This window comes from Aeribacillus pallidus, from assembly GCF_050478865.1.
Taxonomy (GTDB): Bacteria; Bacillota; Bacilli; order Bacillales; family JACDOC01; genus JACDOC01.
Window position 1 is genome coordinate 1 of the sequence record NZ_JBCNBW010000067.1, and the last position, 23543, is coordinate 23543.

Below are 23543 nucleotides of genomic sequence, written 5' to 3' on the forward strand. Positions count from 1 at the left end.
TTGCACTTTCGCACATTCGGCCTGCACTTTCAGCATCTCGGCTTGCACTTTCATGCATTCGGCTTGCACTTTCAGCATCTTGGCTTGCACTTTCGGCATCTTGGCTTGCACTTTCGCTATCTTTTTTCCAGTAGCAGTTTCTATCTATAAAAAAAGGAGAGATTCACGATATGTCCGTTGATTGGAAAAGTATCGAACACCAAATATACACCTTGTGTATGGTGCAGCATGAAGATAAAGTGTTATTAATTAAACGGCCTGATCGGTTAGGATACCCAGGATATGTGGCCCCTGGTGGTAAAGTCGAATTTCCAGAAAGCATCGTGGAAGGTGCCGTAAGAGAAGTAAAAGAAGAAACGGGCCTCACCGTAACGAATTTAATTTTTAAAGGAATAGACGAATATGTGAATCCGAAAGAAAAAGTGCGATACATGGTCTTTAACTACTGGACCGATACGTTTGAAGGCGAGCTGCTGGAACACCCACCGGAAGGCGAACTTGTCTGGGTCTCGATCGACAAAGCAGTAAATTTACCGATGCAAGACTGGTTCCGCGTAAAGTTCCATTTGATTCTTGAACCCGGTACATTTGAGATTCACCGCGAGTGGGACCAAGATTTAAATAAACAAGTGTCCATGAAAATTACCCGTACATAAATAACGCAACCAAATTCTGAACGAATTTGGTTGCGAACATTGTTCCTATAATTTCACCACGATAAAATATGTGGTTCGATATGATCAATTCCCCAATGCTGTAAGAATTTCATAATTTTCATTTTGTATTCATCAGGTGGGGAAATACCAATAAAATAGTCCATAATTATTCCTCCCTTTCTTTCACCCACTTCTCAATTGCCACCATCACTTCCTTCAACCAGTCGATAGATTGTAAAACACTTGTATCCGTTCCTAAACTATGGTCCGCCCCTTTCATAATCACTGCTTCCGGGAACTGTTCCATTCGTTCGGCATGAAAATACGGATCGTTATCACCAATGATATATAAACTCTGATGTATTCCTTTTAGCATGCCATCGTACACGAGATCATTGGTGACGAGTGGGGTAAGCCAAATAAACGAAGCATTTGCAAACCGCTCTCCGTTCACAAACATTGGTAACACAACTGTCCCCATCGATTTTGCGATAAAGTAAAACTGTTCGTACGTGTGTTCATGTAACACTTCGTCAATAACCGCGAGTACATCTTGCTGAAATTCCTCAAGATTTGGAGATTTCTCGTACGAATAATTCACATGGAGCACATCGTACCCGTTTTGAACCATGATTCCTGTCGCATAGTATAACAATGGTCCTTGCGTCGTATAGCCGGCCCCAGGGAGCATCACTGCCAAACGATTCGTCTCAGCCGGCCGCCGAATCAACGTATACGGAATCTCTCGGTTATTTCTGTGCACATGCCCTTTTTTCATCGACCTCATCTCAAGACCTCCATTAACTAAATAGGAAAGTTTTGTAAAGACATCTATTCTTTTTTCTACTCAAAATCTATTTTTCCTTCTTTTTGATAAGCCTCCTCCCGTGCGCTTCCCCCACGCATCGGCTATACTTAGCTTGAGGTGATTTTGGATGAAAATGTATATCGTTGCAGGAGATACGCAGGAACAAGGACTACTCCTTCAAAACGAGAATGAAACAAAACTTATCATCGAATCGGACACGGAAAAAGAGTTACCACAAGCGAAAGCATATGAAGTGCTGGATGCGGTTGGTTCGTTAGGTGGTGGATTTGTCGTGTGCAACAATATCCCAGTGACAGAAGAAGGTCGGCCAGTATTTGAACAACGCTTTCAGCAGCGAGCTCGCTTAATTGAGCAGGAACCTGGATTTCAAGCGATTCGGGTGTTACGGCCATTATCCGACGACACGTACGTCATTATGACCGTGTGGGAAAACGAGGACGCTTTTAAACAATGGCAACAATCAAAAGCGTTCGAAAAAGCACATAAAAAACGCCGCACAAGTGAAGGCGTCGATCAGCAAAAAACTATTTTCCCACAGCCATCGTTTGTCACGACCTATGAAATAAAACAGTAAAATCGAAAAAATGACGTGAGAATGGACATCTACTTTGGCACGTCACAAGGAGAATACGAATGGGCTATATCATGGATTTGCGAAAATTGGTCGGAAGTCGTCCTTTGATCATGGTAGGAGCAAATGTTATTCTTCTAGATTCCCATCATCGACTATTATTGCAACTAAGAAAAGACAACAACTGCTGGGGACTTCCAGGTGGGGCTTTAGAGTTAGGAGAGACGTTAGAAGAGTCCGCCAAAAGAGAATTATTTGAAGAAACCGGATTCATTGCGAACAAATTATCATTGTTCCACATTTTTTCAGGAAAAGAATTTTATTATCAATATCCACATGGGGATGAAGTGTATAATGTGATCGCCACTTATATTTGTACCGATTATAAGGGAAATATAAGGATCAATGAAGATGAGGTGCAGGATGTAAAATTTTTTCATCCAAGCGAACTTCCAGTCAACATTAGTCCACCTGAATTTCCGATACTAAAACAATTGATTCATGAATATGACACAAAGTAAAAAGGAGCAATAGCTGCTCCCTTTTTCATTGGATTTAATGATTTACCGACGTTGCTTTTTCAATGATTGGCAACGTAAAAATTAACGTCGTTCCTTTGTCTGAATGAATGTGCATCTCCCCATCTAAAAATCGCAGGCGTTCTTGAATTCCGTTTAAGCCATTGCCAGTCCACGACTTCCTTGAAAAACCGATGCCGTTATCCGATACTTGAACTTGCACGCTTCCTTTCTCCAACCGCAACGTTAATTCACAAACAGTGGCCCTACTATGCTTGACGACATTCGTGACTGCTTCTTTAATACATAAGCTGAGTACGTTTTGGTGTAACTTTGGAATGAAATCGACTGTATCTACATCCACTGTAAACGATATCCCAGCGATTTTTAGCATCTGTTTGGCTTCCGCTATCGCTTCGTCTACTGTTGTCACCTTCATGTTTGAAATAATTTCTCGGACTTGCTGCAACGCCCTTCTTGATGTTTGCTCAATTTCCTTTATCTCTTCTTTTGCCCGCTTGGGATCTTTTTCAATGAATCTCTCAATCAATTGACTTTTTAACGTAATGAACGAAAACGAATGTCCGAGCGTATCATGCAAATCACGCGCAATGCGATGCCGTTCCTGTTGTTTCACGAGCTCTTCGATTTTTTCGTTCGCGGCTTTGAGTTGCTCTTCTTTTTCATTCAACGACTTAAAGGCAACGGGCATAACCAGCATAACCACGAGATACAAAATGTAGTTTTTAATAAAAGTAAAACCGTTCGTCATAAAGTCATACCCAACAATGAAAAACACAACCGCAACAAACACACCGTACCATGTAAAAAATTTTCTTCCTCTGTACCACGCAATAAAAAAAGGTGGGAAAAATCCCATCATGATAAACTCTGAAGCGTAGAACAACCCGAAAAAAAGAATAATTCCTAGCATACATCCTAACCAATAAGGAAAATAGCGACCTCCCCAATACACTTGCCTGTAAGCAATAACAAAAAGGAGAAGTAAGAAAAGTCCTACTCCCTTATAAAACGGAGGCACATGAAAGAGTCCGTAAGTCGGCAATATTAAATAAAGCAGCCACATCAGCGGAATAAGACCGAACCGCTCGGGAAAAAGTCGAAACGAAAATTTCCTCATCGGCATCACTTCCAATCATTGATAGTTATTTTGATCGTACCAAGGTCTTTCTTTTTGACGAAAAGCTAAAAGCTGACCAAGCAATACAAATACAAAAATAAAGATGGCGACAATAAATAAGCTATTCATTCCATTACTCCTCTTTGGACTTAGCTTTACCAACTTTTATGTTCCTTTTTTCTAGTTTTTTTAGGAGGTCATCGTAATTCGTATCACAATGAACGTCCGGGTCTCCAACCGAAAACGTTTCTCTCGTCAACATGGTTTCACCTTCTTTTTCATAGCTTCCTAAAGCGTGAAAACCGATCATGTCTTGTGGGATATCTTGAACCTTCTTTCCATTTTCATCGACATAGTAAAATTCAGACTTATACCACCCTGAATGCTTTTTCCCTTCCCAACCGAAATCTTCAGGAGAGGATGTCAGCAGTATTCCATCCTCGTCAAATTCGTACAAAATCGTGAAGTGTTTAATCTCTAATGGAGGAGCATCTTCCACATGGTAGACGATATACACACAGCCTCTAAATCCTTCGGGAAACGCGTAGGCTCGATCGTAAGGAATCGGTTGACTCCAAATATAATAGATTACTATACCTAAAATAACCGAAATGAAGATCATCCGGCCTTTTTTCATCAAATCCTCCCCTTTTGGCCCTGAACGTTGCCTCGTTACAGGACACTTTTTTCCGTTATGAACACCTATTTACAACTCCAATATGCCTCGATGATGCGAACAAATTTTAAGCCTTCAATACATTTTTAAACACGTTCCGGACGATTGCTCTATTTATATTGATGTTCCCTTTACTAAGCTACTCCTTTTCATATATTCAATATTTTACCATATTCATACAAAAAAGAACCGCCCGAAAAAGGCAAAATCCCTTTCGGACGGTTCCTTTCAACCATTACCCTTGTTTTACTTCTTCCGGTACTTCTAGGCCAAGACCTTCGGCAACGCGCGTACCGTATTCAGGGTCTGCTTTGTAGAAATGAGCGATTTGACGGAGTTTAATTTCTTCTAGTTCGACCGGCTTCATTGAGTTCACGATATTTTCTACAAGTCTTGTTCGTTCTTCTTCACTCATGAGTCGGTATAAATCACCGGCTTGTGTGTAATGGTCATCATGATCGTATGGAGCATTTTCGGCAACACCCGACACCGGGTACGGCGCTTGTTTTGCTTCCGGTACTTCTTTCGGTCCGCCGAAGCTGTTCGGTTCGTAATAGACAGATCGTCCGCCGTTATCATCGTGGCGCATAAATCCGTCGCGTTGATAGTTGTTTACATCCACTCGCGGACGATTGATTGGTAACGAGTTGTAGTTCGCGCCAATTCGATAACGGTGCGCATCATGATACGCAAACAAACGTCCTTGCAACATTTTATCTGGGGACACATCGACGCCCGGAACGAGGTTACCAGGTGAAAAGGCCGCTTGTTCCACCTCGGCAAAATAGTTTTCCGGATTGCGATTCAATACAAGTTTTCCAACTTCTATAAGCGGATAGTCTTTATGGGACCACACTTTCGTTACATCAAACGGATCCCAACGATACGTGTTCGCCTCTTCTAAAGGCATAATTTGCACATATAATGTCCATGAAGGATAATCTCCCTTTTCAATGGCATTAAATAAATCTTCCGTATGGTAATCAGGGTTCTCACCAGCGAGTTTCAATGCGGTTTTGTTATCTAAGTTTTTCACGCCTTGATCCGTTTTGAAATGATATTTAATCCAAACACTATCTCCGTCTGCGTTGGTCCATTTAAACGTGTGACTACCATAGCCGTTCATATGGCGGTAGGTGGCTGGAATTCCGCGGTCACCCATTAAGTAAGTGACTTGATGCAATGATTCAGGAGATAAGGACCAGAAATCCCATACCGCTGTTGGATTTTTTAAATGGGTACGAGGGTCGCGTTTTTGCGTATGGATAAAATCAGGGAACTTGATCGCATCGCGTATAAAGAAAATCGGAGTGTTGTTACCAACAATATCGTAGTTTCCTTCTTCTGTGTAAAACTTTACTGCAAATCCACGTGGGTCACGAACGGTATCCGCTGAACCAAGCTCGCCCGCAACGGTTGAAAAGCGAACGAAGACGGGTGTCCGTTTGCCAACCCCATTAAACACTTTCGCTTTCGTATATTTGGACATATCGTTTGTGACTTCAAAATAACCGTGTGCTCCTGCTCCTTTCGCATGCACGACACGCTCCGGCACCCGCTCCCGGTTAAAATGGGCTAATTTTTCGAGAAGATGCACATCTTGAATCAACGTTGGACCACGATCGCCTGCTGTTATGGAGTTTTGATTATCGCCTACTGGAGCTCCCCAACTTGTCGTCAGTTTTTTGTTCTTTGCCATAAAAGGATCACCTCTGGAAAAAAATAGTTTAATAACTATATAGACAAATAATAACACATACAAAATAAAAATCAATACTAAATTATATTTATTTTAATGTAATATTTATTATTCATTATATCCTATTAAACTAAAATGCAAAAAATGACAGACACTTTAAATAATTGTGGAATAAATTAACCATAAATAAGTTGAATAAAGGAGTGAACCAATCATTGGATTTTTTCTTTTACATGACAGTAATTATCGGTTTAAGTCTTATTTACTATGGATACGAAAGTAAGAAAAAGTACGAGCTGAAAATGAAAGAAGTGGAGTTGGAAGAAAAGAAAATAGAATTAGAGATGAAAAAACTAGACCATCAGTCGAAAATTCAAGATCCTGCAGAAAAAGCTTGAGGAACGTGCCTCAAGCTTTTGTGTTTACTCTGTAATGCGATTGATGCTCGATTTTTTATTCTTTTCCCTTTCACACCAAAAGCGTAAATATCGATAAACAACGCTTTTGGTTTAATGTTTCCCATTCGTCTTTGTATGAGTAAAATATTAACTGTTATAAATGGAAAATTCATAAAGACATGTAAATGAAGCTTATCAAAAATTTATTACATCCAATATCAATTTGTTGAAGTTCGTACCATCCTTAAATGTGAACCTTTGTTATACAAAAAAAAGACTGGTTCATGCTCAGTTCGTTCCTTTCAATGCACAAACCCATTTAGAAAGTTATTATGTAACTATTATGTTATTATTGAAAAGATGTAGCTATTTCAATAATATCAAAATAAGTTTTTATACAACATCAAACAATGGAGGAAAAATGTTACAGAAGTTCACCAAGCGCAAAGTTATGTATCTCTTTCTGTTTTTGCTTCTTTTTGTTTATATCAATAATAGCAATTTCTTCGCTGCAAAACGAACCGGAGACCCTCTCCTTCTCGCTCATCGCGGGCTTGCTCAAACATTTAGTATGGAAGGGATCACAGGTGAAACCTGTACAGCCGAGCGAATCTACCCACCGGAACATCCTTACTTAGAAAATACCATTCCTTCAATGGAAGCTGCCTTCGCTATAGGGGCTGATATCGTTGAATTTGACATACACCCAACGAAGGATGGACAATTCGCTGTGTTTCATGATTGGACCCTTGATTGCCGTACAAATGGAAAAGGAGTTACAAGGGATCATACGATGGCAGAATTAAAGTCATTGGATATCGGCTATGGGTATACGGCTGATAACGGAAAAACGTTCCCTTTTCGCGGAAAAGGAATAGGGCTCATGCCGTCGCTTGATGAAGTTTTGACTCATTTTCCGGATCGTTCGTTTTTGATTCACATCAAAAGCAACGATCCACAAGAAGGCGTACAGCTAGCTCAATATCTGTCGAAATTCCCTAAAAACCGCCTTGACCAATTAACGGTATATGGTGGGGATAAACCCATTGATTCACTAAAAAAACATCTCCCCAACCTCCGAGTGATGTCAAAGGCTACAATGAAGAGTTGCATGGTTCCTTATATAGCTGTAGGTTGGACAGGATATGTACCATCTTCATGCGAGAATACACTATTGCTTATTCCAGAGAAAATAGCTCCTTGGTTATGGGGATGGCCGAATAAGTTTTTAAATCGAATGGAGAATGTCGGGACTCACGTTATTGTTGTAGCAGGTAATGGAGGATGGACAGAAGGTTTTGATACAGTTGAGGATATGAAACGACTACCTTCTAACTATACAGGTGGCATATGGACGAATCGGATTGATCGAATCGCTCCGTTGTTTCAGAGACAAGAATAATAATAGATTAAATTGTTTTGTTTATTGTATCACTACATACGCTATCGATTTAGTCTCAACCACCAGCTCTTACCAACAAACATAACCGTCGATGACACTAGTCTCAAATAGTTACACTAAAAGGAGAGAAAAAGATGAAAGCTCCTTCTCTCGTTGCAAGCCAACTGCTTTTTCTAGCTTCTGTTGCCGGTGGATTAGCTTTAAACGCAGTTATCCCCTATTCCATGATCATCGGCCTTGGTTTAGGTATTTTCATTTTACTAAGCTCGTTCATCTTAGCAAAAAGAAAGACAAAACAATAACCCGCCATCACCGTTGTCACATTACGGTGATGGTGGGTTCCAATGCGTTCTCCCATGTACTACTGGTTCTTTAGTTCCGGCAAATTCACCCAAATAACCGCTCCCTGCGGATGTTCATACGGAATAGGTTCATCGTATAAGACGGGATTTTGTAATACCCAAGCATAAATGTTTTTATAACGAGGATTCAAACATTCCTTCTTCGGAATACAATGATACCGTTCGCCTTCTTGATATTCTTCTAGCGAGAGTTTCTTCCAATCTACTAACTCCACCGTGCCGTACACTTTGCCCGAGCCACTTTTAATTAAGGCAATTGTTCCTCTGATTTTCGTATTGGAGCCACGGATTTCCCAAGTCTTCTTTCCTTGAAAAATATAATCGATCCAAGGGGATTTGATGATTAATCCTTTCATTTCACCACCTCCATTCATTCCCATCCTACCATATTATGTATAAAAACTACGCCCACCTTTTTAATGTCCTCATCTCTTTTTGATAAAATAAAGAGGAACTTCAGATGAAGGAGACAAAACAATGAAAAAAACCGTACGAGTTGTTGGAGCCGTCATCATGAATGAACAAAACAAAATCTTATGCGCGCTTCGTTCACCCGACATGTCGCTTCCGAACCTATGGGAGTTTCCAGGAGGCAAAATTGAAGAAGGCGAAGCACCAGAAGAAACATTAGTCCGTGAAATTAAAGAAGAGCTTGGCTGCACCATCCAAGTACACGAAAAAGTTGAAGAAGTGCATTACGAATACCCATCCGTTATCGTCAACCTGCTCACGTATAAAGCCAAAATCATCCATGGTGCACCAACAGCCAAAGAGCATGCTGAATTAAAATGGGTACCCCTTCAAGAGCTACACACTCTCAAATGGGCACCCGCGGATGTTCCGACGGTGGAGGCGTTGTTAACAGGTTATACTAGTCATTAATAGTTTAATATTCCTACGTAGGTAAATTATTGTATTTTGTATCGTGTTTACAAGTTAGAGAATCCCCATCACAAAGACTGTCTGTCCTTTAAATACTATTTGTAAAAACTCTGGACTTGCAAAGATTAGAAGAAACAAACATTGTGGATAAGCCTTTTGAACAGGTCAAAAAGAGTTACCATGAAAATGGTAGCTCTTTTACATACTTAGCTTGGGCATCCATACAGATTGTCATAAAAAAATTACGCTGACAAATGTATTACATGTTTTCGTCGATAAACGACCTTGGATAATAAAACACTACATTCATAAAGAAACAGTAGTGGGAGAATAACTAAAATGTCTGACAGAAAATCCGGGGGAGTGATTAAAACCGCAGTTAAAACTAATACAAAATAAGCATACTTCCTAATTTGTTGTAATCGGTAAGGATTCAACACCCCAAGACTTGTCAGGAACATGATAATCACCGGAAGTTCGAATAAAAATCCGAATGGAAGAGTCATATGAATCATAAATCGAAAATATTTTTCCGTTGTGAAAAAGGTCATGAACATATCTTCTGACAATGAGAGAAGGAAATTAAAAACGATTGGAAAAATGACAAAATAACCGAAGCATATTCCTAATATAAAAAGGATAAATAAAGCTGGAATGTAAGCCAAAGTAATTCTTCGCTCATGTTCTTTTAATGCCGGACGAACGAAGAGCCAAATTTGATGTGCGGCGATTGGTATCGTTCCTGCAATGGCAATAACGCCGGCTAGCATCAAATAGACCCATAAAATGTCACTTGGTCCTAAAATGGCCAGCTTCACCGGTAAGTCATGAACGAGCCAGTTATAAATCGTTGGTACATATATAAAGGAAATAATTAACAACAGTATAAAAGAACCAAGTGTAATGATGAGACGTTTACGCAATTCTTCTAAATGACCGATAAGGTCCATATCACGATTTTCCATTGTTTGCCCCCTTTATTAAAAGACTCTACCCTGAAATAACTGTGGATAACTTTTGCTGTTATTTCATTTATCGATGTGCCAATTTTTATTAGTATGGTTGTCTGTTAAGCGATACTGTTGATATTTATACATTCGTTGCAAGCGGACGCTTTCCGCAGGCAAGGTGCAAGCCGCTTCCCTCGCTACGCTCAAGTATGGGTCCTGCCTGGCTTCTTGTTCCAGCTGGAGTCGCCGCCGTGTGAATAACTTGCTAAAAATCAACAATGACATATAACATAGCCTATTAAAAAAAGATGCAAGCATGAACGAGCTACTTACATCTTCCTGAGTTCGTTTTAACTAAATGGTTTTTCCCTCTTTATTATTCGACTGCCCTTTGTTCAGCTCCTCATCGGACACTAATTCTCTTGTCGATTTTTTAAATTCTCTTAGTGTTGTACCAAATGCACGTCCAATTTCCGGCAATTTTGATGGACCGAAAATGATTAAGGCAATGATCAGAACAAGTATTAAACCCGGAACGCCGATGTTTTGTAACATTCAAAATAACCCTCCTACTTATATAGTGTTTATCTTTCTTAACGAATTTTTGTACAAACAAAAATCATCTTGAGTAAATAAAGAGCTAAAGTGTAAACGAGATAACCCGTTTACACTTTTCTTCTGACAAAGAAGATGAACTTTCTTGATTTTGGTTAAAAGTTAATTATTTATTGAAACTTCCACCTTGTACAGCTACTAAACAAGAACGGCCAAAATCATATCCAGGATATGGATTCCATGTTTCCGGATGCTGCACATCTAAGAATAAAGTACGCTCATCAGGTGTTAACCATGGACCAGTTACTTCGCATCCTATTGGACCTGATGCAAACTGGAACGGTTCTCCGTAGTTTTTACCATCGGTTGGAATCATGAAAACTCCGCAGTTTTTATATGCTGCATACACGTTATCCTCCGTAGCATGGAAATCTTCTACGACCCAAAGGTTTCCTTTACTATCAAAATGAAGATTGTCAGGACAAGTGATACCGCTTTGACGTCCACCAGCTACAAATACTTCAAAAGTAAACTTATCGCTTCCATGATCACCGTCAGCAGGTATAAAACGGATAATTTGACCATGGAAGTTTCCGTGCTTCGAATTGTTTGTTAAGGATAAAAATACAGTTCCGTCATGAGGATGGATTTCTACATCTTCTGGACGATCTAAAGGTGTGGCGTTCACCGCACGTCCTGCCTCACGTGCATTCGTTAACACGTCAGCTTGGCTAGTAAAGAATTTTTTGCCGTCTTTTTCGTAATTTTGCAAATCTGCATTTGTTTCATAGTCAAGTGGAATCCATCTTTGTTTTCCAAGGTCTGCTACATATAATGTTCCGCTTTCTAAAATATCAAAATTTTCCTCACGGTTATTTGGGTTATATTTCTTCTTGCTAATAAATTTATAGAAAAATTCATCGCGTTTATCATCACCCATATAAACAACCACTCTGCCGTCTTTTGTTAATCCCATTGCTGTATTTTCATGTGCAAAACGTCCTAATGCAGTATGCTTTCGAATAGGTGCATCTGGATTAAACGGGTCAACTTCAACTACCCAGCCATAATGTTCGTCTATGAAATTAGGCCACCCATAATCATCACCATAATATGTATTCTCTTCACAGGACAGAGCTGTATTCCAAAGAGTTTTTCCACCGCTGCAGTTTCCAAGTGTTCCAATTACTTTTGTTGCCCCTTTTACCGCTTTACTTCCGCTAGCTGGACCGGTTAAAGTAATAACGGTATTCCCATCTACACGACGGTTATATTTATCATCTTTCACCAATTTCCATTCGCCTTTTTCTTTCTTTACACGAATAACAGAGCCGCCAACTGCCTCTTTTTCCATCTTTAATAGTTCAGGATAGTTTGAAAGATTGGATTTACTAAATGTACTTGGGTCAATTCCTAGTATTTTCATATAGTTTTCGGGTTCAGGGAATTCATGGTTCACCCAGATTAATCCTTCTTCTGAATTGTTGCCGCCTTCTAAGCAATCGATTGGAAAATATACAGTAAGATCGGCTGAATCACCAAATATTTCGCCTTTTGAGTTAATGACATCACCATAAGATGCAATAATGTTGTATCTGTATCCTTTCGGTAGAACTAAATCATTTTCCCATGTACGATGAATAGGTTTAAAAGGTGCTGTAAGTGGCTTACCTTTTCCTTCAGGTTGACCATTCATTAAATGGTTGGCTGTTATGGCACTCGCTTTATTTGTTATTGTTTCAATCCCAGATGATGCTGCAACTAACGCCGCGGTACTACTTCCTACATATTTTAAGAATAAACGACGATCCATCCACGTATCACTCCTTTATCGTGTTTAGTCGGTGTACATCTTTGATTTTATTCTTCTGAACAAAGAATTTTAATTAATCAAATGTAAATTTTTGTTAAATAAGTATAAAACTTTTACATGTTAGTAAACTGTGTTACACAATGGAATCCACCATAAATATTGAATTTTTTTTGTAAATCTTTTTTAGAGATTGTATATATGTTTTACCGATTCTGATGCGAAAAACATTCACTAAAAACATTGAATAATTTAACCTGTTGACAGAGATTAAACAGTCAATCCAAATCACTTCTATATAAAAAAGGTCTTATCGAATCTTCGATAAGACCTTTTGCTTACTGTTAACCTGTTATTCACCTTTCCTTATTTCAAAAAACTTAAAAACTACCTTTCATTCAATTTGGTTATTTTACCTGAGGTAGTGGACGCTTTAACCACTCACTATAAAAAGTATCAATATCTGGCTCAAAATCTTTTATTATCGGATACCATGGTGTGACTGCTTCTACTTCCAGCTGAGTCGCACAATTCGGGCAATAGTATTCACGAATGACTTGCCACTCTGGATCTGGCGCAAGCATTTTCGGATATAGCTCCGTCATTTTTTCCTCGGTATCACGAACATATATGAGCGCATGAAGTTTCCAGTTATCACTTGCCTCGCAGAATTCATGTCCGCAGTCACACTTGACGATTCGTTTGCCGTCTGGCTTCTGAACGATGTAAAGGTGAAGTCCGGCCGGCAGCAAAATCGGATCGTCCCACGGAACCCTTTCCTGCAGGATGCTGATATACTTGTCAAACCGGTCAGCATCCTTAAAATTCGAAAGCATCTCTTTTAATTTGAAAAAATCAATCGTACCATCAATTAACTCTTCAATCGTCTTGCGATCGTATTGTGTCATGTTTTCACCCCATTCGTTATGATTTTTTCTGGTGATTTATTTTAGCGCCAAAAGTTGGTACCCCTAACTCGTCTTCTGATAAATACCATTCTTTCGGTAGATTCCAAAATTCTTTAAACTCATTTACAAATTTTTCACTTAAGGCAAAACTGCTCGCGTACATATGACGAACTTGCACAGCCGCTTCTTTGTTGATAATTTTTTGTCTTTCTTGTTCCATCCATTCTTTGACTGGAACTCCTCGCTTAAGACGCTCTTTTCTCATTTGTTTACGGCGTTTTTCTGTTGCTTTCTCATCGACGATATACTTCCCTTTTTCATTTTGACTGACAACAGCACCGTAAACGCTTTCGGCATAACGCGGAAGCAGATGCCCTTCATTTAAATCATCCTGAATCATGTTCGGTTTGCGCTCAAGCGGATCTCCAAATCCAGGACCCCCACGAAGGTAATTTAAATATAGATCGTAATTTTCAAAAATGGTTTCTGTCGTAATGGATTGCTTATCACGGATAATTTCTTTAGCTTCCATTAATTGGTCATAGGTTGGATTGTCTGGATCGGCATCTCCACCTGTTGGGATAGGGAGTCTCTTTTCAATCCGTTCTTTCAAGTTCGTACCATGTGCTTCAAAACGGTAGCCTGATGCTGCTGGATAACCGCCCATTAAGCCGCAGTCACTTGACATATAGCCATTCCCCATAAAGAACATCGTCCAGTCTTTCGCACCATATACCATTCGTAACGTTTCATAGCCGCTACCGCCACGGTATTTTCCGTACCCTGCTGTATTTGGTTTAATGCTTCGTCCTAAATAAAGGAGTGGTTCTGCAAGCTCCCAAATTTCCATATCTCCCATATCGCCTTCAGGGTTCCAAATCGCTGCAGCATGGCTAATACCGTCACGAACCGCACTTGCTCCGACCCCTTCAGCTGCTGATTCGAAGCTGTTGACCGCATGATTTTCGTTAAATTGGTTATACCCGCCTCCTTGCAGCCAGTTCGAAGTATTCGCATTACCTGCATTGACTTCTTCCAAATATCCGCGGGCAAAGTAGTTGCGGCTAAGCGCACGCCATAACGGACTCCACGCAGATACGAGGAAGTGCCATGCATAACTATGAGCGGTACGAATATCGTCTGGATTTAACCATGAACCATATGGTAAGTCAAATTGACTCGCAAAATAAGCTCCGTCATTCACCCGATCGTTCGGAATAAGCGTTTGCGACATCATCACCCAGATTCCGCTCGTAATCGAAACAGGCGTTGCGTTGTAACTGTGCCAGCCCCATCGATTGACGCCTTCGAAGTTGATTTGGAACTTGCCATCCTTATGAACCGTCAGTTCAGTTGGCGCATGCATAATGGTGTTCACACGTGCATATGGAGGGACATCAAGGTTTTTATATGGGACATCCACAAATGAAACTTGGCGGTATTTACCTGGAATCAACAGCGTTTTCACCTGATTGACAAAGCCGCGTCGTCCGTCCTCAATGACCTCACGAATAAAATGTTTATAAGTATCAACACCTTCTTCCTTGATAATATCAAGGACAAGATCCCGAATCATATGGCAGCCGGCAATGCGCGTCCGTTCGTCAAGCAGCCAGTACTTGGTTGTTCGGACAGAACGCTGGCTTTCAATGAGCCAATCTTTAAAGAGCGTATCGTTTTTACCGATTTTACGGCAGGCCACCTGATAACCATCATCATAACGGGTAACCGGGCCGACCGTCATACTTCCTGGTGCTGTTGCCCCAACATCGATAACGTGGGTAACCCCGCCAACCCAACCAATCAGCTCGCCCCCGTAAAAGATCGGGACAATGGTATGAACGTCACATGGGTGAACATTTCCGATTTGGCAATCATTGTTACAGAAGATATCTCCATCTTCAATTCCTGGATTCTCTTCGTAGTCATTGTTAATCATGTATTTAATCGCTGCGCCCATCGTACCAACGTGAATGATAATTCCAGTAGAAGTGACAATTGAATCTCCTTCAGGTGTATAGAGCGTAAAGCATAATTCTCCTTCCTGCTCAACAATCGGGGAAGCCGCTACTCTTTTAGCTGTTTCCCTCGCATGGACAACCCCTCCCCGCAATTTCGAAAAGATCTTTTCATAACGGATTGGGTCGGTTTCCTTTAATGGTAATGTTCTTAATCCTGCGTAATGCCCTGTTGCTCGGCTGATTTCATCAATTTCTTTGCGCATTTGTTTAACCGTTTTTCCGTCCCAACCAATCGTGTTACGGTTTTGTAAGGCTTTTTCAGTAATCGTCATGAAAAATAACCTCCTTTATCATTAAAGTTCTTTTAAGTGGAAAATGCGATGCTCATCAAGATACGTTTCAAAGCCAGGAGGAATCACAAAAGTAGTAGCTGGAGATTCTAGAATGGAAAAGGCACTGATTTTGTTGCCTGGCTTTAGTTTTTCCATTTCCCAAATGTTCGCTTTGATCCATTCGCCTTTCCAGTACACAAAGCGCTCACCAAGGTATGCTTCTTTCGGCGGAGTTTCACCTGATAATGGCTCCTGAGGAATTCTCGGTTTCGCTACTTCGACAATGCCCCTTACGATCGCACCTGTAATGCTGTAACCGAGTTCAGGTGATTTCGCTGCTTTGGCATAAACTCTCGTGTAAGTGTCTTCAAAAGCTTTCACCAGTGCCTCCCAGTCACTAACACTCGTAAACTTTTTAATCGGCGCTTCAATTTCAAGGTCGTTTAACTGACCTTGGTACTGCATGCGGAAATAAAGACGAAAATCTACATCTTCTCTGCGGAAGTTATTTTTCTCAAATTCTGCCGCCACTTTTTCCATTAGTTCATCCCAGGCGTCTTGCAATTCTTTACCGGCCTTCAGTTTACTGTCGTCTTGATCACCGTCGTTGACATTGATATCGAGCGTTTTATCGTAGCGGTATTCAAAGTCTGCCGCTCCGCAGCCAAAAGCAGAAAATCCAGCGGCCCACGCAGGTACAAGAACATCTTCAAATCCAAGACCTTTCGTATAGCCAGCCGTATGAAGCGGACCACCGCCTCCATAAGAGAAGCAGACATATTGGGATGGTGAATACCCTTTTCCAAGGATCATAGATTCAAGGTAATTGCGCAGTTGAGACTCAAGCAGGTCAATCACACCGTATGCGGCGTCTTCAACGGATAATCCAAGCGGATCGGCGATCTGTTTCTTAACCGCTTCATAAGCTCTCTCCGGATCTAGCTTGATCTCACCACCGAGGAAATTATCCGGGTTGATGAGTCCGAGGACGACATGGCAGTCGGTTACCGTTACCGTTTCGATACCGCCTTCCTTATAACACACGCCTACTCTTGACCCAGCGCTGTCCGGTCCTAGTGTCAATGACTTAAAGTTCGGATCGATTCGTACAAAGCTGCCAGCCCCCGCTCCAACTGTATCCATCGCAACAAGTGGTAATGACAGAACAAGTCGAGCCATATCCGGACTTGTATTAATACTTAAATCCCCCTGAGTAATAAGGGCCATATCAAAACTCGTCCCACCGATATCTGAACATGCAATATTGCGAATACCGAGGTGTTCACCAAGATATTTCGCACCAACTACTCCCCCAATTGGACCAGAAACGAGTGTTCTCGCCAGCTCATTTGCTCGCGTACTTATCGTTCCACCGTGGCTTGCCATTACCCGAAGGTCAAATTTAGCTCCATGCTCTCTAAGCATGTGATCAATTTTTGACAATGTCTCTCGTGACGGATCAGCGGCATAGGCTTCAATAATGGTTGTATTTGTGCGATGAGACTCTTTTCTGACAGGATAATAATCAACCGACGCAAACACCGGGACTTCTTTTCCGACTTTCTTCATGACTTCTTTCGCCATATCCCTAACTTTTCGCTCATGCTGAGGATACTTGTAAGAATGCAGCAAGCTAATAACAATTGCTTCTACATCTTGTTCTAGAAGATCTAATACGGCAGGTTCCACTTCATGTTCATAAAGCGGAATGACAACGTTTCCAAATAAGTCAACTCGTTCGGTGACTCCTCTTGTCAACTCTCTTGGTACAAGCGGAGGATCGTAACGATGAGTATTTAAGTGTAAACGGTCGGAATAGGAATAGCCGAGGTAAGCCTGAATCGCTCGTCCCATTCGATGGAAATCCTCCATCCCTTTATTCACGATTAAACCGACCCGGCGTCCTTTCCTTGAAACAAGACGATTGAGCATCGCCGTTCCCGAGTAGACACCTGCAAGGAGTTTTGGGAATTCTTCTTCTACTGTTGTGTTCCAGTAAGTCAGTGCATCTCTTGCAGAGTTGAGAAGACCAATCGATTCGTCTTCAGGTGTGGATTGGGCTTTCCCGACGACAAAGTCTCCATTGTCGTCAATAATGAAGGTATCGGTCATCGTCCCCCCTGCATCGATTGCAAGTATTTGTGCATTCCGAGTTGAAACTTTTACCATCCTTTTCTCTCCTTTCTTTACTCAGAAATTGATTTCGTTTACACTGTACTATTGTGCAAAATCCGTGCCAAAATTTTAAATATTCAAACAAATGGTTTTTCCAAAAATAAAAAATAGGTAATTGTAGCGAAATGCTACAACTGTCTCGCTACAAATTTTTTCATGCAACAATTCAGGTAATGTTCCATAAGTCGATTTCCTTTTACATTAGAAAATGTGTTAAAATATTCTTAAAATTTAGGTAAATAAAAGGGAGGGGGAAAGGCATGGGGAACATGAGGAATCCTTTTATATCGATCTTCTCGACGCATAATTTACCTGATAAAACAAAGGAATTAGAAAATTTATGGGAAATGTTTGTTACAAAAACGAGGGAAGATGACATAACAGGAAAAATACGAAAAAATGTTTTAGAATCTTGGAAGCGCTGTCAAGAAACCGGCGTTGATCCGAGGCAATTGCAAACAAAGATGGCCCTAACAGAATACGATTTAAAATATTTATTAAATGATTCTGAGTTATATCAGGTTGCAAAACCGGTCATCGATGATTTGTTTCATAAGATGAAAGGAACCGGTTATTTAGTCACGTTATCCGATGAAAGCGGTCGTATTATTTATTTAAAAGGCGAACCACATGTGTTGCGGGAAGCAGAAAAAATGAATTTCGCAGCTGGTATGGACTGGAGCGAAAAGACCGCAGGAACCAACGCGATTGGCACGAGTATTGTCACCAACAATCCCATTCAAATTTTCTCTGCAGAACACTTTTGTCAAGGATGCCATCCATGGACATGTTCTTCAGCTCCTATTACTCATCCCTTCACCCAAGAGATCATCGGTGCCATCGATTTTACAGGATTTTGGGGAAATGCCCAGCCTCATACTCTTGGTTTAGCTGTATCCATTGCCCAAGTGATTGAAAATCAGCTTGCACACGTCTATATGAAAGTAAATAACTACTTAACCGAGTATTTTTTTCAAGTCGTCCATAAGTGGAAAAACGATCATATTCTTGTACTGAACCATGCCTTTTTTGTTGTGAAAAGCAGTGAAAAATTAATAGAGAGTTTTAACCTCCAACATGTTGGAGATTTAAAAGAACATCCTGACTTTCATCCCTTAATCAACGAACTTGAAATGATGTCTAAATTCCCGAACCGAAACTACATTTCCAGCGAACTGATGATTCGAGATTTTAAAGTCTTTGCGATCGAGCGGATTCATTTTAAGGGTAATGTAGCTGGATATATGGTGGTGTTGAAAGACAACAAAAAAGTATCCCGTACCCCTTCTCCACTCATTCTCCAAGATGGACCGTGGCAGGATGTCATCGGAACGTCAGATGCATTCTTAAAAGCTTTATACAAATGTTATAAGGCGGCCCCTTCCAATGTTCCGATTCTTCTGTTGGGAGAAAGCGGTACAGGAAAAGAGAAAATAGCAAAAGCCATACATAAATCGAGTCAACGACGCGATGAACCTTTTTTGGCCATCAACTGTGGCGCCATACCAAAAGAACTGATTGGAAGCGAATTGTTCGGATACGAAGGCGGAACGTTTACCGGAGGTAGGAAAGAAGGAAAGAAAGGAAAATTTGAGGAAGCAAACGGGGGCACCTTGTTTTTAGATGAAATCGGCGAGATGCCGCTTGACCTGCAAGTTCATTTACTCCGGGTCCTACAAGAAAAAGAGATTACAAGGTTAGGTTCATCCCGAATCATTCCCATCAATGTTAGAATCATTGCGGCAACCAATAAGAACTTATATGACTTGTGTAAACAAGGGCTTTTTCGCGAGGACTTATTTTTTAGACTGAACGTTGTTACGGTAAATCTCCCTCCTCTTCGTGAACGGAAGGAAGATATTCCGCTGATTGCTGACTACTTTTTAAAACAATTGGCTAAAAAATACGGAAGACAATCCCTTTCACTTGCGGAAGAAACTCATAATTACTTTTTAGAATATACATGGCCCGGCAACATAAGGGAATTGCAAAACGTACTTGAGCATGCCGTCATATTCAGCGATTCTCCCGTTATTAAGTTAGAAGACTTACCGGCCTACTTAATGGAAAACAGGATGAGTCACACCCTCACCCACCAACAAAAGGACCTATCACTCATCGAAGTGGAAGAGCAAAAAGTGCTCATCCGACTTTTAGAAGAAACCGACTGGAATCTATCAGCCGTCGCCAAAAAAATGAATATCGCCAGGTCCACTCTTTATCGGAAGTTAAAAAAATATGAGTTAAAGCGGAAATAAGGTGAATTTTCCTCTGATATACGATATTAATAGAACCTTTACCACGGTTACAGATGTAAAAGGGGAAGTGTCAACTTTATAGCAGTTATTATAATGTTAATGATTCCAAATATAAACTCGGGAGGAAATTATGTTTAAGTTTAAATGTAAACGGCATTCAGAAATAATGGTTGAAAAAATTGAAAATAATCAAATCAAGCCGTATTGTGTTAGCTGCTTGGTAGAAGAAATTTACCAAGAAGAAATCGAAAAATATCAGAAAAATAAAGAATATTATCAGAAAGAATACTCCAAACAAAAGAGGATGTATTTCCTTTCGAATTTTATTGGATGTACATTTAAAAGTTTATTTTTGTGTATGTTATATTTTAATTTATATACTGCGTTTGCATTTTTGAAGTTTTCGATATGGTTTTCAGTCATTGTTACAATTATTTATCTCTATTTTCAAGGAGCAAATGGTTCTTTTAGTTTAAGACAAACTTGGTGTTCTGAACCAACAATAGAAAATACTAAACAACGATTACAATATGATATCGATAGAAATAAAGAAAAAGTTGAACGGTTTAAGAAGAGATTAGAGAAAGAGTATGTTTCAAAATCGGTTGGTATGGATATCATTGATAAAATGACTGGTCACCAATTCGAGGAATATGTTGCTGAGTTATTAAAAAACTTAGGTTATCAATCCGTTAAACTTACGCCCAAAACTGGTGATGGTGGGGTAGATATAGTTGCAAAAGATCATTTTGGCAATAGCGTTGCAATTCAATGTAAAAGACTAAGTTCAAAAGTTGGAAATAAGGCTATACAAGAAGTTTATTTAGGTAAGAAACTTTTAAAATGTAAAAAAGCGATGGTGATAACAAATTCTTATTTCACAGACCCGGCTATTCAAGCTGCACAAAAAGTTGGTGTTGAACTTTGGAATAGAAAGAAGCTTATCGAAGAAATTAGAAAGGTGAAAATAGAGATCACTTGGGAAGACTTTTTGCGTCAACAATATGCTGAGCCTTTCAGAAGCTTTAACAATTGCAAGAAAAAAATACATAACCCTGTAATGCTAAATAGGGTATAAAAAAAAGACTTGCCAGCCCCCTAAAATAACCTCTACTGTATTTGGTGTGCGAATCAAGCGTAGGAGGTAGAAAGGGATGCTGACAATGTCTGAAATTAATTCTATCAAATTTTTACGAAATCATAAATCACTATCAATCAATAAAATTGCTAATACGTTTGGTATTAATTGGCGTACAGCCAAAAAATATGATGACTGTGACCAAATTCCTCAAGAGAAAATTATTAAAAAAAGGGGGATGATGTACGAGGAAAAGTTGGGAGAGATAGTATTCAGACTGGTTAATGGAGGAGCAGAAATTAAAGCCAAAACAAAGACGAACGAAAAAGAAAATATATGAAGACCTAAAAGAAATGGGATTCCCAGGGTCCTACCGGACTGTATGTTACTTTATTAAAAATTGGAAAGAAGGAAAAATAGCTGAAGATGAGATAATAAGTAAAAATTACGAACGTTTAGAACACCCTCCCGGTGAAGCACAAATTGATTTTGGAAAAACAGAAGCTTTGAAAGACGGAAAATATATTGATCCATACTGTTTAATCATGACTTTATCTTACAGTAATGCTGCTTTCTGTGTGGCTTTACCAGGTAAAAATCAAGAATGTTTCCTTTATGGACTAAAAACACTATTTCATCAATGGGGGGGAGTACCAAGGAAACTAAGAATTGATAACTTAACTGCTGCCGTTGTTCAATAAAGAAATATATATGTGGAAGCACAATTCACAACAGAATTCCTTCAATTCGCAAACTTCTATGGGTTTGGGGTACAGGCTTGTAATCCAAGAAGTGGACATGAAAAAGGAAATGTCGAGAACAATAGATATTCCGAAAGGATATAACTATGGACAGCTACATCTTGTGTTGTATTGGAATCGCTTCAAGGTTGTTTCTCCTAACGGAGAACTACTTTATGAAGATGAACGTCCATATATGCTTAAAAAACGGAATATCCCATGGAAATCCATATTATTAGATTGGGCCCGAAAGCGAAGATGTGTAACTTATTCAAGATACGCTTCTTATTTACCTGGTCGTATTTATCAATATATCAGTATAGAGAACTACCAACTTCGTAAAGAAAGAATAAAGTGGCTAAAGCCTGTTAGCGACCCATGAAATGGAGGAAATTAATGAGAAGTTTTATGAACTTGTTCAGGAACAGGAATTAATTAGCTCAGAGGATCATCCCTATGATGTAAATTGGGACATGTATGATCAACTACACAATCATTTAAATCGAGGTGATTCTCTTTGAGTAGCACGAATTTAAAAAAATTGTGTAAATCGTTACGTCTTGCCTACGTAGCTGAAATCTATGAATCTATTCCATTTGACAATGCAGCTCAATATCTTGAGGATCTTTTCAAAAAAGAAATGGAACTTCGTGAGAAAGCGAAAGCAGAACGTTTAATCAAAAAGGCTCGTTTTCTTACAAAAAAAGACTTGGATTCTTATCAATGGGGAGAACATATTCATTTCCCTCCCCATACAGATCGAAATGACTTGTGTGAACTGAACTTTATTTCACGTAGAGAAAATGTTATATAAACCGGTTCTCCCGAAACCGGTAAAACTCATCTCGCTACCGGATTAGAGAAAGAAGCCTGCCGTAAAGGATATGAAGTACGATTTTATCGAGTATCAGATCTGGTAGATCAGTTAGAGAAAGTCTGGAGAGAAGGAAAGCTCCAAGCATTTAGAAGCCGTTTTAAGAAGGTAGATCTGATTATATTAGATGAGATTGGATACATTCCTTTTAGCAAAGAAGGTTCTGAACTGTTGTTTCAGCTTATTTCGGATTGGTATGAGCAAAAGAGCTTAATTATCACATCAAATCTGGAATTCAGTCAATGGAATCGAATCTTTGTTGATCCGAGATTGACTGCAGCATTAGTAGATCGTGTAATTCATCACGCTCATATTTTAAGTTTTATAGGTAACAGCTATCGAGTTACACATGCATTATCTAGAGCAAATTAAATACATTTTATAGGGCTGGTAAAGTTGTGTATTTTTCTTTGCAATTTTATGTATTTTTCTATTGCAAAATACATTAATAGGATTTATTAATGTACAATGAATTCATTTGTATAAAAAAATTTTTTTATGAACTTAAACAAACCTATTTTTATTACGTAATTTTTATTAGTTCCTAAACATGCATAGTGATATATTGTATTAATAAAATCTACAGCTACAAAATCTTCATCCAAAAAATTTAAACCACAAATTGGACATTTTATCATAGTAGACCTCCATTATTTGTAGAATTTTGGAAATCAATATATATCTATATATTAATACATTTTATGTTTTAATTGTTATTAATTACAAAAATCAGTCTACATTTAGTACATTTATGGCTCTCTGTCAATT

Annotated in this window: 24 protein-coding genes and 1 pseudogene; 13 read left to right on the forward strand and 12 right to left on the reverse strand. The window is 39.5% G+C overall.

The window, feature by feature from the left end; translation table 11 throughout:
• Window positions 1-170 precede the first annotated feature (170 nt).
• Window positions 171-656 carry an 8-oxo-dGTP diphosphatase gene (locus tag ABES52_RS14740; protein WP_429651934.1) on the forward strand — a complete coding sequence of 162 codons (486 nt, stop codon included), beginning with the start codon at window positions 171-173 and terminating at the stop codon, window positions 654-656.
• A 166-nt stretch (window positions 657-822) separates the two neighbouring features.
• Here ABES52_RS14740 and ABES52_RS14745 read toward each other — a convergent pair whose 3' ends face one another.
• Window positions 823-1443, reverse strand: a complete 621-nt coding sequence (locus ABES52_RS14745; RefSeq protein ID WP_429651935.1) for an alpha/beta fold hydrolase — start codon at window positions 1441-1443, stop codon at window positions 823-825.
• Window positions 1444-1591: 148 nt separating this feature from the next.
• On the opposite strand from ABES52_RS14745, the gene ABES52_RS14750 reads away from it, so the two are divergent.
• Both ABES52_RS14750 and ABES52_RS14755 read left to right on the forward strand, forming a co-directional pair.
• On the forward strand, window positions 1592-2059 hold the full coding sequence (locus ABES52_RS14750; RefSeq protein ID WP_429651936.1) for an antibiotic biosynthesis monooxygenase family protein: 468 nt from the start codon (window positions 1592-1594) through the stop codon (window positions 2057-2059).
• Between the two features lie 59 nt (window positions 2060-2118).
• On the forward strand, window positions 2119-2577 hold the full coding sequence (locus ABES52_RS14755) for an NUDIX hydrolase (RefSeq protein ID WP_429651937.1): 459 nt from the start codon (window positions 2119-2121) through the stop codon (window positions 2575-2577).
• 34 nt (window positions 2578-2611) lie between these two features.
• Here ABES52_RS14755 and ABES52_RS14760 read toward each other — a convergent pair whose 3' ends face one another.
• The 3 genes from ABES52_RS14760 to katA all read right to left on the reverse strand — a co-directional run bounded on the left by ABES52_RS14760 (window position 2612) and on the right by katA (window position 6090).
• A complete protein-coding gene (locus ABES52_RS14760) occupies window positions 2612-3715 on the reverse strand; it encodes a sensor histidine kinase (RefSeq protein WP_429651938.1) in 1104 nt (367 codons plus the stop codon).
• A 133-nt stretch (window positions 3716-3848) separates the two neighbouring features.
• Complete coding sequence (locus tag ABES52_RS14765) at window positions 3849-4352, reverse strand: DUF6843 domain-containing protein (protein ID WP_429651939.1); 504 nt, start codon at window positions 4350-4352, stop codon at window positions 3849-3851.
• A 274-nt stretch (window positions 4353-4626) separates the two neighbouring features.
• Window positions 4627-6090 carry a catalase KatA gene (katA, locus tag ABES52_RS14770; protein ID WP_429651940.1) on the reverse strand — a complete coding sequence of 488 codons (1464 nt, stop codon included), beginning with the start codon at window positions 6088-6090 and terminating at the stop codon, window positions 4627-4629.
• Between the two features lie 215 nt (window positions 6091-6305).
• Here katA and ABES52_RS14775 point away from each other — a divergent pair, with 215 nt between their 5' ends.
• The 3 genes from ABES52_RS14775 (at window position 6306) to ABES52_RS14785 (ending at window position 8192) form a co-directional block, all read left to right on the forward strand.
• A complete protein-coding gene (locus tag ABES52_RS14775) occupies window positions 6306-6488 on the forward strand; it encodes a hypothetical protein (RefSeq protein ID WP_429651941.1) in 183 nt (60 codons plus the stop codon).
• A gap of 421 nt (window positions 6489-6909) precedes the next feature.
• Complete coding sequence (locus ABES52_RS14780; RefSeq protein WP_429651942.1) at window positions 6910-7890, forward strand: glycerophosphodiester phosphodiesterase family protein; 981 nt, start codon at window positions 6910-6912, stop codon at window positions 7888-7890.
• A gap of 134 nt (window positions 7891-8024) precedes the next feature.
• A complete protein-coding gene (locus tag ABES52_RS14785; protein ID WP_429651943.1) occupies window positions 8025-8192 on the forward strand; it encodes a hypothetical protein in 168 nt (55 codons plus the stop codon).
• Window positions 8193-8251: 59 nt separating this feature from the next.
• Here the strand turns inward: ABES52_RS14785 and ABES52_RS14790 are convergent, their stop codons facing one another.
• On the reverse strand, window positions 8252-8608 hold the full coding sequence (locus ABES52_RS14790; protein ID WP_429651944.1) for an ASCH domain-containing protein: 357 nt from the start codon (window positions 8606-8608) through the stop codon (window positions 8252-8254).
• Between the two features lie 121 nt (window positions 8609-8729).
• On the opposite strand from ABES52_RS14790, the gene mutT reads away from it, so the two are divergent.
• The gene (gene mutT / locus ABES52_RS14795) at window positions 8730-9134 is read left to right on the forward strand and encodes an 8-oxo-dGTP diphosphatase MutT (protein WP_429651945.1); all 405 of its coding nucleotides are present in this window, start codon (window positions 8730-8732) and stop codon (window positions 9132-9134) included.
• Window positions 9135-9376: 242 nt separating this feature from the next.
• Here mutT and tatC read toward each other — a convergent pair whose 3' ends face one another.
• The 7 genes from tatC to ABES52_RS14830 all read right to left on the reverse strand — a co-directional run bounded on the left by tatC (window position 9377) and on the right by ABES52_RS14830 (window position 17819).
• Complete coding sequence (gene tatC, locus ABES52_RS14800; protein ID WP_429651946.1) at window positions 9377-10099, reverse strand: twin-arginine translocase subunit TatC; 723 nt, start codon at window positions 10097-10099, stop codon at window positions 9377-9379.
• 63 nt (window positions 10100-10162) lie between these two features.
• On the reverse strand, window positions 10163-10291 hold the full coding sequence (locus tag ABES52_RS14805; RefSeq protein WP_429651947.1) for a hypothetical protein: 129 nt from the start codon (window positions 10289-10291) through the stop codon (window positions 10163-10165).
• A gap of 147 nt (window positions 10292-10438) precedes the next feature.
• Window positions 10439-10639 carry a twin-arginine translocase TatA/TatE family subunit gene (locus tag ABES52_RS14810; protein WP_429651948.1) on the reverse strand — a complete coding sequence of 67 codons (201 nt, stop codon included), beginning with the start codon at window positions 10637-10639 and terminating at the stop codon, window positions 10439-10441.
• Between the two features lie 166 nt (window positions 10640-10805).
• Window positions 10806-12452 (reverse strand): PhoX family protein, encoded by a 1647-nt coding sequence (locus ABES52_RS14815; protein ID WP_429651949.1) that lies wholly within the window; start codon window positions 12450-12452, stop codon window positions 10806-10808.
• Between the two features lie 404 nt (window positions 12453-12856).
• Window positions 12857-13357: an acetone carboxylase subunit gamma gene (locus ABES52_RS14820; RefSeq protein WP_429651950.1), complete on the reverse strand. Its 501-nt coding sequence runs from the start codon at window positions 13355-13357 to the stop codon at window positions 12857-12859.
• Between the two features lie 16 nt (window positions 13358-13373).
• Window positions 13374-15650: a hydantoinase B/oxoprolinase family protein gene (locus ABES52_RS14825; protein ID WP_429651951.1), complete on the reverse strand. Its 2277-nt coding sequence runs from the start codon at window positions 15648-15650 to the stop codon at window positions 13374-13376.
• Between the two features lie 21 nt (window positions 15651-15671).
• Complete coding sequence (locus ABES52_RS14830; RefSeq protein WP_429651952.1) at window positions 15672-17819, reverse strand: hydantoinase/oxoprolinase family protein; 2148 nt, start codon at window positions 17817-17819, stop codon at window positions 15672-15674.
• A gap of 266 nt (window positions 17820-18085) precedes the next feature.
• On the opposite strand from ABES52_RS14830, the gene ABES52_RS14835 reads away from it, so the two are divergent.
• The 6 genes and pseudogenes from ABES52_RS14835 to istB all read left to right on the forward strand — a co-directional run bounded on the left by ABES52_RS14835 (window position 18086) and on the right by istB (window position 23147).
• Window positions 18086-20083: a sigma-54-dependent Fis family transcriptional regulator gene (locus ABES52_RS14835; RefSeq protein ID WP_429651953.1), complete on the forward strand. Its 1998-nt coding sequence runs from the start codon at window positions 18086-18088 to the stop codon at window positions 20081-20083.
• A 130-nt stretch (window positions 20084-20213) separates the two neighbouring features.
• Window positions 20214-21161, forward strand: a complete 948-nt coding sequence (locus ABES52_RS14840) for a restriction endonuclease (protein ID WP_429651954.1) — start codon at window positions 20214-20216, stop codon at window positions 21159-21161.
• Window positions 21162-21237: 76 nt separating this feature from the next.
• Complete coding sequence (locus ABES52_RS14845; protein WP_429651955.1) at window positions 21238-21501, forward strand: hypothetical protein; 264 nt, start codon at window positions 21238-21240, stop codon at window positions 21499-21501.
• The gene (locus ABES52_RS14850) at window positions 21446-21862 is read left to right on the forward strand and encodes a hypothetical protein (protein ID WP_429651956.1); all 417 of its coding nucleotides are present in this window, start codon (window positions 21446-21448) and stop codon (window positions 21860-21862) included. Before ABES52_RS14845 ends, ABES52_RS14850 begins: the two co-directional genes overlap by 56 nt.
• 97 nt (window positions 21863-21959) lie before the next feature.
• Window positions 21960-22283 carry a hypothetical protein gene (locus tag ABES52_RS14855; RefSeq protein ID WP_429651957.1) on the forward strand — a complete coding sequence of 108 codons (324 nt, stop codon included), beginning with the start codon at window positions 21960-21962 and terminating at the stop codon, window positions 22281-22283.
• Between the two features lie 135 nt (window positions 22284-22418).
• A pseudogene (istB, locus tag ABES52_RS14860) lies at window positions 22419-23147 on the forward strand (IS21-like element helper ATPase IstB).
• The last annotated feature ends 396 nt before the right edge of the window (window positions 23148-23543 follow it).